The following is a 16,737-nucleotide window of genomic DNA, read 5'->3' as shown; positions in this document are numbered from 1 at the left end:
CCCCGTCGCGTAGTCTATTAGTCAATCGATACGGAATCTTGGTGCATAGCTTCGCCAGTTCTAGGACGTCCGTATTCCTCTTCAGCTTGCGTCTCGCTCTTGATATCGATTTTCCAGCCTGTTAGCTTGGCGGCAAGTCTAGCATTCTGTCCTTTAATACCGATGGCTAAGGACAACTGATAATCTGGCACAATGACGCGCGCCATCTTCTCTTGCTCGAATACTTGCACCTCTAACACTTTGGATGGGCTGAGTGAGTTCGCAACATACTCTTCTACACTCTCAGACCAGCAGACGATATCAATTTTCTCGCCCTTAAGTTCATTTACGATCGTCTGAACACGCATTCCCTTCGGTCCTACACATGAACCAACCGGATCTACTTCTTCATTACGTGAATGAACAGCAATCTTCGAACGGAATCCCGCTTCACGCGCAACCGAGCGAATTTCAACAACGCCATCAAAAATTTCAGGCACTTCAAGCTCGAATAGACGCTTCAATAAGCCCGGATGTGTTCTTGAGAGCAAAATTTGCGGACCCTTTGTTGTGTTCTCAACTTTTGTAATATAAGCCTTCACACGGTCGCCTTGTTTGAACTTCTCGTTTGGCATCAATTCGTTCAACGGCAATGCCGCTTCAATTTTACCAAGGTCGATATACACATTACGCAAATCTTGACGTTGTACGATACCTGTTACGATATCTTCTTCCTTCTCGATATATGCGTTGTAAATCAAGCCGCGTTCCGCTTCGCGAATACGTTGCGTTACGACTTGCTTCGCTGTTTGCGCAGCAATACGACCAAAATCACGAGGAGTAACCTCGATCTCAGCAATATCATTCAATTGGAAATTCGGATTAATTTCGCGTGAAGCATATAACGAAATCTCCATACGAGGATCAAGAACCTCGTCAACAACGGTTTTACGAGCAAACACTTTGATGACACCATTGTGGCGGTTCATGTCCACACGAACATTCTGTGCTGTATTAAAGTTACGTTTGTAACTTGAAATCAAAGCTGCCTCGATGGCCTCAAACAGGATATCCTTGCTAATCCCTTTTTCACGTTCAATCTCATTTAATGCTTCAATAAACTCCATACTCATTGTGGAATAGCTCCCCCTTTCAACCCATCACTTATAATTGTTGTTAGAACATAATGCTTAATCTTGCGCTTGCAACCTTCGCATAAGGAATCGTCTTTTTCGACTTTCTTCCTTTATTGACGGCTTCAATCACCATTTCCTCACCATCGAATGAAAGCAGCGTGCCTTCAAATTCCTTGGTACCGTCAATTTGCTCATATGTAGTCACATAGACGTTCTTGTCGATTGCCTTGTATACATCCTCAGGCTTTTTCAAAGGTCTTTCTGCACCAGGCGATGAAACCTCTAAGAAATAGGCTTCTGGAATAGGGTCATTATCATCAAGCTGCAGACTTAAATATTCGCTGATCAAGCCACATTCCTCAATATCGATGCCGCCTTCTTTATCGACAAATAAACGCAAGAAATAGTTGCTGCCTTCCTTCACATACTCAACATCTACAAGTTCAAACCCATTTTCGTCTAAGTACGGTTGCACCATTTGCTCCACGACCGATTTAATCTTCGGTGTACTCAAGCTTGTTACCTCCTCAAATTGCCTTGCTCTGCACATTAAATGGAATGACACACCTAAAAAGCTATATACCAAAAGGTAAAGAGTGGGTTTCCCCACTCTTCTTCGCGACAGTTATATCATCATCATTACCAAAAAATTATAACATACGCACCTCTTTATGACAAGTAGCGCCATGTAAGCTATATCGCTGAATCCCTTTAGAACAGTGACAATTGATTACTCTCTGGCAATCCTCGGAAACAACCCATTTGCGTTAGCACCTCTACGATCGTCTTACTTGCTTTGGAACGCATTTGGAAATCTTCAATGGATAAGAACTCGCCTTGGTCTTTCGCCGCCGCTATTCCCTTGGCCGCATTCTCCCCAATCCCTTGAATCGCAGCGAACGGCGGAATTAATGAATCGCCGTCCACGATAAATTTCGTCGCATCCGAACGGTAGATATCAATCGGTTTGAAAGAGAAACCTCGAGCTGTCATTTCTAGCGCCATCTCTAAGATGGATAAGCTTCCTTTTTCTTTCGGCGTTGCTTGGAAGCCTTTCGCTTCAATCTCCGTGATCATCTTCTGAATCGCATCATATCCTTTGCACAATACATCAAGATCAAAATCCGCACCGCGCACCGAGAAGTAGGTAGCATAGAAAGCGATGGGATGATAAATCTTATAGTAAGCACAACGTACTGCGGAAATAACATAGGCTGCAGCATGGGCTTTCGGAAACATGTATTGAATTTTCAGGCAAGAATCAATATACCATTGCGGAACTTTACAATTCTTCATCTCTTGAATCCATTCATCGGACAGACCTTTACCTTTACGAACGTTCTCCGTAATTTTGAAGGCAAGCCCGGCATCCATCCCTGCTTTATAAATTAAGAAGAGCATGATCTCGTCACGACAACCAATTACGGTCTTGATCGAACAGGTTCCGTTCTTGATTAAATCTTGTGCATTCCCTAGCCATACACCGGTTCCATGGGATAACCCCGAAATCTGAAGTAAGTCGGCAAATGTGGAAGGTTTCGCTTCAATTAACATCTGACGCACGAATTTCGTACCCATCTCCGGAATACCATATGTTGCGACGGGTGTGCGGATCTGATCAGGTCTTACACCTAGCGCATCCGTAGAGCTGAATAAACTCATGACCTTCGGATCGTTCATTGGAATACTGGTAGGATCCACACCCGTTAAATCCTGCAGCATTCTCATCATTGTCGGATCATCATGCCCCAGAATATCGAGCTTCAGTAAGTTCGCCTCGAAGGCATGGTAATCAAAGTGTGTCGTCTTCCACTCGGCATTCACATCATCCGCAGGAAATTGGACAGGGGTAACATCTTCAACATCAATATAATCAGGAACAACCACAATACCGCCTGGATGCTGACCCGTACTCCGTCTAACCCCTGTACAGCCATTGGCAAGACGATTCAACTCTGCTCCACGCCATTTTTTGTGATGATCCTCTTCATATTTCTTGGCAAAACCGAACGCCGTTTTCTCCGCAACCGTACCAATGGTTCCTGCTCGGAATACATTTTTCTCTCCGAACATCTCCTTCGTAAAGTTATGCGCTATAGGTTGATAATCACCAGAGAAGTTCAAATCGATATCGGGAACCTTATCCCCTTTAAACCCTAAGAATGTCTCAAACGGAATATCATGCCCATCGCCTTTCATGGGTTGACCGCAATTTGGGCAAACTTTATTCGGTAAATCAAAGCCACTAGGGACACTGCCATCTAAGAACCATTCGTGATATCGGCACTCGCTATTTTTACAAACGTAATGCGGAGGCAAAGGGTTAACCTCAGAAATCCCCAGGAACATCGCTACAACGGACGAGCCTACGGATCCCCGTGAACCTACCAAATACCCGTCCTTATTCGACTTCTTCACGAGTTTTTCGGAAATGAGATAGTTGGCCGAAAATCCGAACTTAATGATAGGGACCAATTCTTTCTCTAAACGTTTAATAATGACATCCGGCAATTCTTCACCATACACGGCCTTCGCTGTGCTGTAGCATGTCTCGCGAATTTCCTCATCCGCGCCTTCAATGATCGGGGTGAATAGATTATCCGGGAACATCTTGATCTCTTCAAATCGATCAGCCAATGCCATCGTATTCGTAACGACAACCTCATAGGCCTTTTCTTTGCCCAAAAATAAAAATTCCTCAAGCATCTCATCTGTTGTCCGTAAATGAGCATCCGGTTTACGAATATCTTTTAACGGACTAAATCCGGTAATGCCGTGAATCGTAATATCGCGATAGAGTTTATCTCTAGGATTCAGGTAATGGACGTTGCCCGTTGCAATGACGGGTTTATCCAGCTTTTGACCTAAACGGCAGATTGTCTGAATGGCTTGTTCAATATGACCCGGACTCCCTACAAGTCCTTTTTCTATGAGATGCATATACATCGTCAAAGGCTGAATTTCTAATACATCATAAAATTGAGCGATTTCCTCGGCTTCTTCAAGCGTTTTGTTCAAAACCGTCTCAAACAATTCGCCCTTCTCACAACCAGAGATGACGAGTAGTCCCTCCCGATGTTCGGTTAATTTACTGCGTGGGATACAAGCTACACGTTTGAAATAGTCCGTATGCGAAATTGAAATGAGTTTAAATAGATTTTTTTTGCCCACATCATTTAATGCATAGATACCGCAGTGGAATGGGCGCACATTGGATAAATCATTGCCCACATAATCGTTCAGACGATCCAACATGGTCATGTTCTTCTGCTCTGCTGCATCCTGAAGTAATCCGTAGAGAATTCCGCCAAGGGCAATGGAGTCGTCAATCGCTCGGTGATGATTCTCTAATGAAACTTTATATTTAGCCGCTAACGTATTTAGACGGTGATTTTTCAATTTAGGATGAATCAATCTCGCAAGTTCCAAGGTATCAAGAACAGGATTAGTAATGACAGGCATGTCGAGTTTCTTCAGCGCCTTTTGCATGAACCCCATATCAAATCTCGCGTTATGCGCGACGAGAATGGAATCTCCTACAAACTCTATAAATTCACGAATGACGGGTTCTAACTCAGGTGCGTCCTGAACCATTTCATCCGTAATATTCGTAAGTTGCGTAATGTTGTAAGGAATTTTCTCATGCGGATTAATGAATTTCGCAAACCGGTCTATTTCGCGGCCTTCACACATTTTCACACCAGCAAGCTCAATAATTTTATTGCTTGTTACCGAAAGACCTGTGGTCTCTACGTCAAACACAACATAGGTTGCCGTCTTCAGCTCAATCGGTTGCGGCTGCATCACGATATCTACACCATCGTTCACCACATTGGCTTCCAGGCCATATATCATTTGAATGCCATGTTTCTTCGCTGCTTTGGCTGCTTCCGGATAACATTGCACATTGCCATGGTCTGTAACCGCAATCGCCTTATGTCCCCATTTGGCTGCTAATTTAATATATTCATCCACCGAATTCACGGCGTCCATGGTACTCATCGTGGTATGCAGATGGAATTCCACACGTTTTTCTTTAGCATGATCCATCCGATCCGGCGGTGATTTCACTTCTACAAGATCCGAAGGGATCATGACGAGTTCTGGAATCTGCATGAAGCGATCATATTCTACTTTACCGCGCGCTCTAACCCATTTCCCGTTCGCTAGCAAATTCATGATTTTAACATCTTCTTTGGTCTTCGCGAACATTTTCATCTGCAAGGAGTCTGTAAAGTCCGTTAAATAATACGTATATAATGTATTCCCATTACGGAGTTCCTTCACATCAAGGCCAAAAATGGCCCCTTGAATCGTAATCTTCTTCTCTTCGTCTTGAATCTGTTGAATAGGCACGGCTTGCTCTTTGATCTCATAACCGACCTGGAGTTTCACGGCTTCGCCGTTATCCTCCTCAACTTCATCTTCTTGCTCGATATTATTCACCATCTGCTGAATGACTTCACGTTGGTCCACAACGAGCTTCTGCTGGAACTCTTCATAAGCTACCTCATTAAATTCTCCAGCTTGCAGCTTGACGCGAACTGTCTTCAAAAAATAGGTCTCGTAGAATCGTTGAATGGCTTCATCAATTTGACGTTTCCGCGCGAGTTCAAGTGTCATGGCATCACTCATCGTCACAATGATTAATGAATCTTCAACCTCAATTTGCGCCTTACTCATCCAACCGTTCACGGATGTAATTTCACGCTGAACCCATTCGATGAATAACCCCCAATATTCTTCTACGATTTCTGCAACGGTCACAGATGACGCGTAGTCAAAAACGAGTTTGATCTTCGCAATATGCGACATACGCTCTCGTACTTGAACACCAAAAGTTCGGTAAGCAGGTGACGGCAAGAGCGTATCCCGGTGGATAAATATCGTCCATTCTCGGTTAGTACGGCTTGTCTCCACACGATCAATATAACCATCGGTAAAATAAGCATCCACCATGCTGTTCGGAATTTCTGCCTGCTTCAACAGCACATCGAACCGGTTTCTTTTCTCCGTCAAATTACTCATTTTGTTCCCCCTAAGAACTTAAAAAAATCGAAAAGCTTCCGCAAAAGAGGTATCGATGAATCATCGAGTTTCTTCGTGAGAAGCTTTTCAAATGTTAGTTCAATTAGTACGCTCTAGCAAATACAACGGTGTGTTCTGCCTTCTCCCCACAGCATAGACACGTATCCTTCTTCACTTGCGGTTCGAATGGAATGTTACGGCTAGTTGCCCCTGTCTCTTCCTTGACTTGCTGTTCGCAAGCAGCTGATCCACACCAGCCTGCAAGGTAGAATCCGCGCTTCTCTTCCATCGAAGCCTTCAATTCATCTAAAGTATCCACGAACGAGAAGTTCTCTTCACGGAACTGCTTCGCACGTGCGAACATATCATCATGAATTTCTTGTAGCATTTTCTCCACTTCAGCAACCAAGTTAGCTTGCTGAACAACGCGTTTCTCCCCAGAGATACGAGATACAAGGACGGCAACACCGTTCTCCATATCACGAGGTCCCAGTTCAAGGCGTAATGGAACACCGCGCATTTCATATTCGTTGAATTTCCAACCTGGACTTACATCCGCACGATCGTCAACGCGAACACGGATACCCGCTTGTTTCAATTCTTTGTATAATTCATCGGTACGTCCAATCACTTGTTCACGCGTCTTTGGCGGTCCAATCGGAATCATGATGACTTGTGTCGGCGCTACCTTCGGCGGTAATACCAATCCGCGATCATCGCCATGTACCATAATCATCGATCCGATAAGTCTCGTACTTACACCCCAAGAAGTGGTGTGTACATATTCCAAATTATTTTCACGACTCAAATATTTGATATCGAAGGCTACTGCGAATTTGGTTCCAAGATAATGGGAAGTCCCTGCTTGTACGGCACGTCCATCCTTCATCATCGCTTCGATTGAGAACGTGTCGACAGCTCCGGCGAAACGCTCCGAAGGTGTCTTAGCACCCATTATAACAGGAATCGCTAAAAAATTCTCTACGAATTCACGGTAAATTTCTAGCATTTGCATCGTCTCTTGACGTGCTTCTTCCTCTGTTTCATGCGCTGTATGACCTTCTTGCCACAAGAACTCACTTGTACGCAAGAATGGCAATGTACGTTTCTCCCAACGAACTACGTTCGCCCATTGGTTAATGAGTACCGGCAAGTCACGGTAGGATTGAATCCATTTCGAATACATATGTCCAATCATCGTCTCAGAAGTCGGGCGAATCGCTAAACGCTCTTCTAACTTCTCTCCGCCTGCTTCCGTAACCCAAGGTAATTCAGGGTTAAAGCCTTCCACGTGTTCCTTTTCCTTCTGGAAGAAACTCTCCGGAATAAACATCGGGAAGTACGCATTCCGGTGACCCGTTTCTTTGAAACGGCGGTTTAATTCTTCTTGCATGTGCTCCCAAATTTCAAAGCCGTCTGGCTTGAAAACGATACATCCGCGTACTGGCGAATAATCCATTAGGTCAGCTTTCTTAATCACATCGATGTACCAGCGTGAAAAATCTTCTTGCTGGGGTGTAATTTCTGTTACGAACTGCTTCTCTTTAGACATACGAATCCAAGTGCCTCCCATGAAATGCTATAGCTAGTTATCTTTTGAATGATTTATTTCGACAAAATCATCGATTATCCTTTTACCAATCGTAAAATATCGTTATACGTGACCGCGAGCATGAGTAGCATTAACATGGCAAACCCAATAATGTGCACCATGCTCTCTCGATTCGGATCGACTTTGCGACCTCTGATCGCTTCAATCCCCAGGAATACCAATCTGCTTCCATCCAATGCTGGAATCGGCAGCAAGTTGAAGATACCCAGATACAAACTCAGGATTGCAGCCCAAGATGTCAATTGTTCGATACCTTGCTTGGCAATTTGACCTGTCACCTCGAATGTACGAACAGGACCGCCAAGATCGTCTAATTTGAATTGGCCAAAGATCAACATGCGGAATCCGTCAAATATACGTACCGTCGTATTTTTCATCGCGATACCTGAATACTTAATGGTGTCAACAAAAGAGGCCGGCCGCATCGGTGTCACCGGTACAATCCCTACTTTTCCGCCTTCTTGTCCTTCAATTAGCTCCGGAGTAACTACAATTTTCATCGATTGTCCATCGCGAGTGATCGTCCAGTTCATCGGTTTATTCGTGGATTTCCCGATCATCTCAATCATGCGCTCGGAATCCGTCCCGATATCTGTACCGTTGATCGTATCAATAACATCGCCTGGCTTCAATCCTGCGCGATCTGCCGGCTTACCTTCTGTAATTTGTGCAATTTGTAAATGTGTCGGATGCTCTTCAGGTACGCCTACCATCATGATATAGGCAGCGAATAAGACGAAGGCAAGGAAGAAGTTCATCAGAGGACCTGCAAAAATAGCCATAGCGCGTTGAGCGACTGTTTTGCTGCCGAACTGACGATTGTATGGAGCAATCTGTGTCTCTTGTCCTTTGGTCACCATCATCGCTTGCGGGTGAATCGCTAACGTCTGAATCTCACCATCAACGTCCAAAGTTACGAACAGGTGCTCTTCGATATCAATCTCTTCAACAACACCGCGAACAACATTCTTTCTCTGGTCCAATTGATCCAAATAAAGATTTGTAACCTGATCCTGTGACATACGAACTGCGATTGTCTGACCGGGTTGAATCTGTACTAATTCAGGATCCTCACCAGCCATTCGAACAAATCCGCCTAGAGGAAGCAGTCGAAGGGTATAACGAGTTTCATTTTTCTTGAAAGAAAATACTTTCGGACCAAAGCCGATCGCAAATTCACGAACTAAGATCCCGGCTCGCTTCGCAAAATAGAAATGCCCCCATTCGTGAATCGTTACAAGGACAAAAAAGACAAGCACGGTTAAAAACACAACTTGAATCATTTCCAACTGACAGCATCCTCCCTTCATCTATGTCCATATAAATTACATTATTCTCTGTCCATGTTCAAGAGAATGCATTGACACAAATTTTTTCTATGCTTCTATCATAACCTAAAATGGTTATCGAAATCGAATTTCAGAAGCTATTCTACGTGTAAGGGAATCCGTCTCCTGAATTTGCTCCAGTGATGGCAGTGAAATGACTTCATGCCGGTCTAAGGCCGAGGCGATAATATCCTCGATTTGAAGAAATGTAATCTCACCTTGCAAGAAACGTGCAACGGCTACCTCATTCGCTGCATTATACACCGTAGGAGCTGTCCCACCTATTTTACCACAATCAAATGCCATTCTTAAACAAGGATAGCGATCATAGTCCATTTCACGGAAATGAAGCTGACCTAACTTTGCCAAATTCAACCGCTCTGATGGTGAAGCCACGCGGTTGGGATACGTGAGCGCATATTGAATAGGGACGCGCATGTCAGGATTACCGAGTTGGGCAATGATACTCGTGTCCTTAAACTCCACGTATGAATGGATAATGCTCTCGGGGTGGATCAAGGTATCAATTTGCTCATACGGCAAATCAAATAGCCAATGGGCCTCTATCACTTCCAGACCCTTATTCACCATGGTTGCCGAGTCAATCGTAATTTTAGCTCCCATAGACCAATTCGGATGTCGAAGCGCTTCTTCTACCGTTACGCCTTCCAACTCCGCACGAGTACGGTCACGGAAAGATCCGCCGGAAGCGGTAATTGTTATCCTTTGAATATTCTCTTTGGATTCTCCATTCAGACATTGGAAGATAGCGGAATGTTCACTGTCAATCGGCAACATCGTGACACCATGCTTCTTCACCATAGATGTTACAATATGCCCCGCAGTTACGAGGGTCTCTTTATTAGCTAGACCAATATCCTTTCCTGCCTCGATCGCAGCCAATGTTGAGTCCAAGCCTTTACTACCCACTAAAGCAGTGACCACGAAATCCGCATCCGTCTGTGATGCAATTTCAACTAAGCCTTCGTCTCCATAATACACTTCAATCCCAGCTGGAATTTGACCTTTAATGTGATCCGCTAGTTCTTTCGTTGCAATAGAGACTTTTCTGGGTTGAAACTGATGGATTTGCTCTATAAATAAAGCAGCATTGTTACCTGCTGCCATAGCTTCCACTCTAAATTGTTCAGGTGCATGGGATATCACATCCAATGTCTGTGTCCCTACAGATCCCGTTGACCCTAATACAGCGATTTTCTTCATTGCAATCTCTCCCTTACGAATACGGCAACAACGCAAGCAATTGCACAAATGGGAATACAATCAACCAACTGTCACAGCGATCCAATACGCCTCCATGACCCGGCAGCAAGGATCCGGTATCTTTAATTCCTCGAACCCGTTTATAAGCAGATTGAATCAGGTCTCCTAATTGACCTACGACAGAAGCGGCAAGACCGATTCCGATCGCTTTACTGAATGATAGCAATTCTGGAGCATACCATGCAAATACGAGTGCCACAGCGATAGCGATGGCGACACCGCCCAAAGCGCCTTCGATCGTCTTATTGGGACTAATAGAAGGCCATAATTTATGTTTACCCAAAGCTCGTCCCGCGAAATAAGCACCTGAATCAGATGCCCAAATACATCCAAATAGAAGGAATGTCCAAAATAATCCTTGATCGTCTGCTGTGTATCTTGCATCAATCATGGCTTGGAACCCAATACCTATGTAGACGGCACCTAAGAACATGACTGCGATCCGATCGATATCAATTCGATTCTTAGAGAAAACCGTAATGGTTAAGAACAAAAACATAAGCAGCCAAATGAAGTAGGGCTCAAACCGGATCTCAAAGCCTTTCCACGGGAATACAAAATAAATAACGCCTGCGAACCCAAGAAGTGAAGTCAAACTCCACCATTTGAACTGATTCATGCGAACAAATTCATAATATCCAATTAATGCTAATACGATCAACAGTCCTTGATACCAAGGTCCGCCAAACACAGTACAGGCTAAGAAAGCAATACCCGCTATAATTCCGGTAATGATGCGTTGTTTCAATGATATCCACCCCTACGAAGTTATACTAAACCGCCATATCTGCGAGTTCTCCGCTGGTATTCAGCAATTGCCTCATACAAGTGCTCTTCCGTAAACGCAGGCCAATATACATCTGAGAACCAAAATTCGCTGTAAGCTAACTGCCATAACATAAAGTTACTTAACCGCAATTCCCCGCTTGTACGTATGAGAAGATCGGGATCGGGCAAGTTATTTGTAAGTAAATGCCGTTCGATGTCAGCTTCCGTAATTTGATCTGCCCGAATTTCTCCACGCTCAATTCGCTGACCGATTTCTCGAACACTTTCGACGATTTCTCTTCGACTGCCGTAATTCAATGCAAAATTCAAGACTAGACCGGTATTATTCTTCGTTTGACGTTCTGCTTCTTCAATCGCTTTCAACGTATGTCTAGGAAGGTCTTCTTTATGCCCCATCATGCGGACTTGCACATTTTTCTCGATCAATTCAGCAAGTTCAATCGACAGAAATTCCTCGGGAAGCTTCATCAGAAATTCCACTTCATCTTTCGGGCGCTTCCAATTTTCTGTTGAAAAAGCATACATGGTTAAATATTTGACTCCGAGATCATTCGCAGCAATTGTCACTTTCTTCACGGCTTTCATCCCATTATGATGCCCCGCAATTCGAGGTAATCCGTGGTTTTTGGCCCAACGGCCATTTCCGTCCATAATAATTGCAACGTGCTCAGGAATATTTTCCCGTGCTAAACTTAATGGCTGGTTTTTTGTATCCTTATCCAACCATTTCTGGAATCGCTTAATCATTCCGTTTCCTCCAACCCTGGTGATGAGAAAAACACCATCGAGATCTTTCGAAGTTGAACGACCACGTGGCAAAAAAAGACAATAAACCCCACCGTTCGGAGGGGCAGCAGATGTATTACACTTCCATGATTTCTTTTTCTTTAGAAGCTAGTACTTTATCAACTTCGGCAATATACTTATCCGTTGCTTTTTGAATATCGTCTTGGTGACGGCGTGACTCATCTTCCGAAATGTCCGCTTTCTCCAATTTCTTAATATCATCATTCGCATCCCGACGGATATTACGAATCGCAACTTTTGCATCTTCGCCAAATTTCTTTGTCGATTTGACAAGCTCCAGACGGCGTTCTTCTGTAAGCAGTGGGATCGAAAGACGAATTTGTGTACCATCATTTGCTGGATTCAATCCAAGATCCGATTTCAAAATCGCTTTCTCGATAGCTCCCAAAGATGTTTTGTCCCATGGTTGGATCATCAACGTCCGAGAATCCGGTGTGTTGATATTCGCCAATTGGTTCACTGGTGTTGGTGCACCATAATATTCAACTTGAATCCGATCAAGCAGAGATGACGATGCACGTCCTGCACGTAATGTAGCCAAGTCGCGTTTCAGAGCGTCAATCGCTTTTCCCATACGTTCTTCAGCATTTTTTTTGATTGCTTGTGGCATTAGTCTACACTCCCTTTTACAATCGTTCCGATCTTCTCACCAAGCACGACTCGTTTGATGTTACCCTTCTCCGTAATTGCAAATACAACGAGCGGGATGTTGTTATCCATACATAACGAGGAAGCTGTGGAGTCCATAACTCCAAGGTTACGGTTCAATACTTCTAGATAAGTTAATTGCTCGAACTTCTCTGCAGTTTCATCCTTAAATGGATCTGCAGTGTATACGCCATCCACTTTGTTCTTCGCCATCAAAATGACTTCCGCTTCAATTTCAGCTGCACGCAGCGCTGCTGTCGTATCCGTAGAGAAGAACGGATTGCCCGTACCTGCTGCAAAAATGACAACGCGCCCTTTTTCCAAGTGGCGAATAGCCCGTCTGCGAATATAAGGCTCCGCAATTTGTTGCATCGCAATGGAGGTCTGAACACGAGTTGGTACGTCAATTTGCTCTAGTGCATCTTGCAAAGCAAGAGAGTTCATGACCGTCGCAAGCATCCCCATATAGTCCGCTGTAGCACGGTCAATACCTTTTTCACTGCCTGCGATACCACGCCAGATGTTGCCTCCTCCACATACTATCGCAACTTCTACGCCTAGTTCTACGACTTCTTTCACTTGTTCAGCGATCGAGTTAATAACTTCAGATTCAATACCGAATCCACCTTGACCAGATAGTGATTCACCGCTAACTTTTAAGACGACACGTTTATATACTGGTTGTTCCAATGATTTACCCTCCACTTTCGGATGCTAAAATCCATCCCTATAACCGTCTTTTTTTCTCTGTAGTACAAAAACCTGAAATGATGCCATTACGTAATATTAGACGACTAGTTAATATAGGTGGTTTTCATACCATAAGAAAGCTACTTTTCGCACAGCGAAACCTTATCCATTCTTATGTGGTTAAAAAAGAAGGAACACAGAGTGTCCCAACTTTTTACTTGTTGATGCAATTGTTGTACGAATAATTAAGCTAGAAGCTTACAGTTTCGCTTGTGCCATAACTTCTTCAACGAAGTTATCCACTTTTTTCTCCATACCTTCACCTAGTTCATAACGAACGAAACGACGAACGGAAATATTTTCACCAATCGTGCTGATTTTTTCTTTCAACAATGTTTCGATTGTTTTGTCTGGATCTTTAACGAAAGATTGTTCCAGCAAGCAGAACTCTTCGTAGTATTTATTGATGCGGCCTTCAACCATTTTATCAACGATTTTCTCAGGTTTGCCTTCGTTTAACGCTTGAGCACGAAGAATTTCCTTTTCTTTCTCAAGATCCTCTGTAGGAACTTCTTCACGACGAACATAACGAGGGCTCATAGCAGCAATGTGCATTGCGATATCGCGAGCAAGTTCTTTAAATTGATCTGTTTTACCAACGAAATCTGTTTCGCAGTTGATTTCAACGAGAACGCCGATACGTCCGCCCGCATGGATATAAGCTTCACATACGCCTTCAGTTGCAATACGACCAGATTTGTTAGCTGCAGCAGCCAAACCTTTTTCACGCAAAATTTCAATTGCTTTGTTTACGTCTCCGTTTGATTCGTCAAGCGCTTTTTTACAATCCAACATACCAGCGCCTGTTTTTTCACGAAGTTCTTTTACCATGCTAGCCGTAACTGCCATTGTATATTCCCTCCAAAGTTAAATTCGCCATATGTATGACGAGTATTTATTGTTTCTCTCAAAAAAAGGGCGGTGAGAGGTTTCACACCTACCAACCACCCTTCTTCATTTAATTAGTTTATAATTAAACTGTTGTATCTTCGCCTTGGTTTGCTTCGATCATTGCATCAGCCATTTTCGCAGTTAACAATTTAACTGCACGGATAGCATCATCGTTACCAGGGATGACATAGTCGATCTCATCTGGATCACAGTTCGTATCAACGATACCTACGATTGGGATACCCAATTTACGAGCTTCTGCTACTGCAATACGCTCTTTGCGAGGATCGATAACGAACAATGCGCTTGGCAAACCTTTCATGTTCTTGATTCCGCCTAGGAATTTCTCAAGACGATCTTTCTCTTTGCGAAGCAAGATAACTTCTTTCTTCGGAAGAACTTCGAAAGTGCCGTCCTCTTCCCATTTTTCCAATGTTTTCAAACGATCAATACGTTTTTGAATAGTTTGGAAGTTAGTCAAAGTACCACCCAACCAACGTTGGTTGATAAAGTAGTTACCACAACGCTCAGCTTCTTCTTTAACAGAATCTTGAGCTTGTTTTTTAGTACCTACGAAAAGAATAGTACCGCCTTCTTCAGCGATTGACTTAACAAAGTTGTAAGCTTCCTCAACTTTTTTCACCGTTTTTTGCAAATCGATGATGTAGATTCCGTTTCTTTCAGTGAAGATATAACGATCCATTTTAGGGTTCCAACGACGAGTCTGGTGACCAAAGTGTACCCCAGCTTCTAATAGCTGTTTCATGGAGATTACTGCCATCTTCACACACCTCCTAGTTTGGTTTTATTTTTTCCGCCGCCAATATCATCTTTCGACAAGACTTCAAATGAAGCACCCTCATCAAAATTAATCAGCGTGTGTTTTTAACACCGTCAATTAATATAACATATGTGAATTACGGATGCAACTAGTAAACTGCAGATTTTGGCGATTCTGTAGTTATTTGCTCTTTTCCGTTATTCTAGCTGCAATTTCGGCGTAAGTCGGCGTTCCAACGAACACGTAAGTACCCGTCTGCAAGTTTGCGGTAATGTTCTTCTTTTTGCCATAGGACACAAAATCGGTTACCGATGAAATAAGTCCTAAGCGTTTTAGCTCTTTGCTTACTTGGGTCAGCGTCACCCCTGAAGTAATGCGCAGCGAAGTCTCTTTTGTATCTTTTGTATCATTAGATTCCTTGGATACTTTGGAATCGGACTCTTCTTTGGCTGGTGAAGAATCAGACTTCGATTCAGCGTTCTTCGCAGCTGCCGGCTGTTCAACAGGCTTCTGAGAAGCCTTGAGCTTGGTTTCTTGCTGCACTAACTTCTCTTGCAGCTCCTGCTCGGTATACAGCTTTGTTTCTTTCGGATAGACCTGCATGTCTAACTTCGCTGCATACGATTCTAGTTGCGCATCTGTTAGGGAATCAAGATCATTTGATATATTTGAGGCGGCTTGCCCTGAAGTTCCAATCAACATGAGCTGAAGAAGGATACCGCCTGAAATAAGACCAATCCCGAGTCCCAATAGAAAATTACGATTCTTAAACACGATGGGCCTCCTGTTTCGATAACTGAAGAATGAGTTGTACTTCTCCACGCGGGATTCCGGTTTTCTTCGATATCATATCCACTGATTTCCCATCTTCGTACAGGGCAAATACATCTACATAACGCGCTTTAATCGATGTATCCTCCACAATTTCTTCTTCTAGGATCGGTTCATCCTGCTCAGCAGTTGCATCAGCTAGCTCCACTGGCATCTCAGCTTGTACGGGATGGGTAGGACCGGAATAGAGCGTTTGATACCGAGCCAAATCGAACTCCAATTGCTGCTGCTTGAATTCAAATTGTTGGCATCGTTGCTCTAGTTGATCGACCCGGTGCAGGAGAACATTTTGCTGAACCATAAAATCTTGTTTCATCTGGCCAACGAGTTCAACAAGCTCTTTATTATCACTTTCAATTTCATCCATGAAATGTTCGAGTGTATCTTCAACTTCCTTGACAATCTCTCCTTGATGAATGGCATTTTGCTTTTGTTGTTTTGGCATGATCCATGCAAACACAATTGCAGCCACGCCCAGGATAACAATGTACCACAGGGGCTGATCCAAACCTATCACCTTGACTTTCAGTATATTATAAGGTCAAATCGATACGATGACCTTTGTAAGGATGAATAGGGACCTCAGATTCTTCTGAGCTCCCCTCCTTACTTTTATGTTGATGTCTTCGATCAGACGACTGCTGCTTTCCTTTTTGATGATTATGTATAGGTAATTGAACCGTCTCATCCACTTGCGTGTTCTTCGTCCGAAGCTCTTCAATCGTCTTCGACGCTTGACCCGCAAGCTGCGTCTGGTCCAATAACGGTTTCTGTTGTGCTTGATGTTGTACAGAGCTCGCGTCTTGTGTTCGAGGAATCGACATTTGCATTTCTATCGGCCGAAGTCCCATCTTCGTCACCTCGCTTCAGTAT

At 43.6% G+C, this 16,737-nt stretch carries 15 protein-coding genes; all 15 read right to left on the bottom strand.

Annotation, left to right across the window (positions count from 1 at the left end):
• Positions 1–17: 17 nt before the first annotated feature.
• The 15 genes from nusA to BVG16_RS14355 all read right to left on the bottom strand — a co-directional run bounded on the left by nusA (position 18) and on the right by BVG16_RS14355 (position 16,715).
• Positions 18–1,112, bottom strand: a complete 1,095-nt coding sequence (nusA, locus tag BVG16_RS14425; RefSeq protein WP_078499377.1) for a transcription termination factor NusA — start codon at positions 1,110–1,112, stop codon at positions 18–20.
• Positions 1,113–1,155: 43 nt separating this feature from the next.
• Complete coding sequence (gene rimP / locus BVG16_RS14420) at positions 1,156–1,629, bottom strand: ribosome maturation factor RimP (RefSeq protein WP_078499376.1); 474 nt, start codon at positions 1,627–1,629, stop codon at positions 1,156–1,158.
• Between the two features lie 197 nt (positions 1,630–1,826).
• Positions 1,827–6,143, bottom strand: a complete 4,317-nt coding sequence (locus BVG16_RS14415) for a PolC-type DNA polymerase III (protein WP_078499375.1) — start codon at positions 6,141–6,143, stop codon at positions 1,827–1,829.
• Positions 6,144–6,246: 103 nt separating this feature from the next.
• Positions 6,247–7,695 carry a proline--tRNA ligase gene (gene proS, locus BVG16_RS14410; RefSeq protein ID WP_078499374.1) on the bottom strand — a complete coding sequence of 483 codons (1,449 nt, stop codon included), beginning with the start codon at positions 7,693–7,695 and terminating at the stop codon, positions 6,247–6,249.
• Positions 7,696–7,769: 74 nt separating this feature from the next.
• Positions 7,770–9,044, bottom strand: coding sequence for an RIP metalloprotease RseP (gene rseP / locus BVG16_RS14405; protein WP_078499373.1), 1,275 nt, complete (start codon positions 9,042–9,044; stop codon positions 7,770–7,772).
• A 114-nt stretch (positions 9,045–9,158) separates the two neighbouring features.
• Complete coding sequence (locus BVG16_RS14400; protein ID WP_078499372.1) at positions 9,159–10,307, bottom strand: 1-deoxy-D-xylulose-5-phosphate reductoisomerase; 1,149 nt, start codon at positions 10,305–10,307, stop codon at positions 9,159–9,161.
• 13 nt (positions 10,308–10,320) lie between these two features.
• Positions 10,321–11,115, bottom strand: a complete 795-nt coding sequence (locus tag BVG16_RS14395) for a phosphatidate cytidylyltransferase (protein ID WP_078499371.1) — start codon at positions 11,113–11,115, stop codon at positions 10,321–10,323.
• 20 nt (positions 11,116–11,135) lie between these two features.
• The gene (locus tag BVG16_RS14390) at positions 11,136–11,903 is read right to left on the bottom strand and encodes an isoprenyl transferase (protein ID WP_078499370.1); all 768 of its coding nucleotides are present in this window, start codon (positions 11,901–11,903) and stop codon (positions 11,136–11,138) included.
• A 115-nt stretch (positions 11,904–12,018) separates the two neighbouring features.
• Positions 12,019–12,573, bottom strand: coding sequence for a ribosome recycling factor (gene frr, locus BVG16_RS14385; protein WP_078499369.1), 555 nt, complete (start codon positions 12,571–12,573; stop codon positions 12,019–12,021).
• Entirely contained in the window at positions 12,573–13,301 is a 729-nt protein-coding gene (gene pyrH, locus BVG16_RS14380) for a UMP kinase (RefSeq protein ID WP_078499368.1), read from the bottom strand. Before pyrH ends, frr begins: the two co-directional genes overlap by 1 nt.
• 258 nt (positions 13,302–13,559) lie before the next feature.
• Positions 13,560–14,210 (bottom strand): translation elongation factor Ts, encoded by a 651-nt coding sequence (tsf, locus tag BVG16_RS14375; protein WP_078499367.1) that lies wholly within the window; start codon positions 14,208–14,210, stop codon positions 13,560–13,562.
• Between the two features lie 124 nt (positions 14,211–14,334).
• Positions 14,335–15,033: a 30S ribosomal protein S2 gene (rpsB, locus tag BVG16_RS14370; RefSeq protein WP_078499366.1), complete on the bottom strand. Its 699-nt coding sequence runs from the start codon at positions 15,031–15,033 to the stop codon at positions 14,335–14,337.
• A 180-nt stretch (positions 15,034–15,213) separates the two neighbouring features.
• Positions 15,214–15,807, bottom strand: coding sequence for a hypothetical protein (locus tag BVG16_RS14365; RefSeq protein ID WP_078499365.1), 594 nt, complete (start codon positions 15,805–15,807; stop codon positions 15,214–15,216).
• Positions 15,800–16,372, bottom strand: a complete 573-nt coding sequence (locus tag BVG16_RS14360) for a hypothetical protein (RefSeq protein ID WP_078499364.1) — start codon at positions 16,370–16,372, stop codon at positions 15,800–15,802. Before BVG16_RS14360 ends, BVG16_RS14365 begins: the two co-directional genes overlap by 8 nt.
• A gap of 25 nt (positions 16,373–16,397) precedes the next feature.
• Entirely contained in the window at positions 16,398–16,715 is a 318-nt protein-coding gene (locus BVG16_RS14355; RefSeq protein ID WP_078499363.1) for a hypothetical protein, read from the bottom strand.
• Between the last annotated feature and the right edge of the window lie 22 nt (positions 16,716–16,737).

Origin of the sequence: Paenibacillus selenitireducens, from assembly GCF_002021565.1 — a bacterium.
GTDB lineage: Bacteria > Bacillota > Bacilli > Paenibacillales > Paenibacillaceae > Paenibacillus_K > Paenibacillus_K selenitireducens.
The sequence above is the reverse complement of the archived record's forward strand: the minus strand, read 5'-3'. Positions and strand labels throughout refer to the sequence as shown.

Coding starts and splice junctions, on each gene's coding strand:
- nusA (WP_078499377.1), bottom strand. CDS start 1,112: ATGAGTATGGAGTTTATTGAAGCATTAAATGAGATTGAACGTGAAAAA.
- BVG16_RS14415 (WP_078499375.1), bottom strand. CDS start 6,143: ATGAGTAATTTGACGGAGAAAAGAAACCGGTTCGATGTGCTGTTGAAG.
- proS (WP_078499374.1), bottom strand. CDS start 7,695: ATGTCTAAAGAGAAGCAGTTCGTAACAGAAATTACACCCCAGCAAGAA.
- BVG16_RS14400 (WP_078499372.1), bottom strand. CDS start 10,307: ATGAAGAAAATCGCTGTATTAGGGTCAACGGGATCTGTAGGGACACAG.
- BVG16_RS14390 (WP_078499370.1), bottom strand. CDS start 11,903: ATGATTAAGCGATTCCAGAAATGGTTGGATAAGGATACAAAAAACCAG.
- frr (WP_078499369.1), bottom strand. CDS start 12,573: ATGCCACAAGCAATCAAAAAAAATGCTGAAGAACGTATGGGAAAAGCG.
- tsf (WP_078499367.1), bottom strand. CDS start 14,210: ATGGCAGTTACGGCTAGCATGGTAAAAGAACTTCGTGAAAAAACAGGC.
- rpsB (WP_078499366.1), bottom strand. CDS start 15,033: ATGGCAGTAATCTCCATGAAACAGCTATTAGAAGCTGGGGTACACTTT.
- BVG16_RS14355 (WP_078499363.1), bottom strand. CDS start 16,715: ATGGGACTTCGGCCGATAGAAATGCAAATGTCGATTCCTCGAACACAA.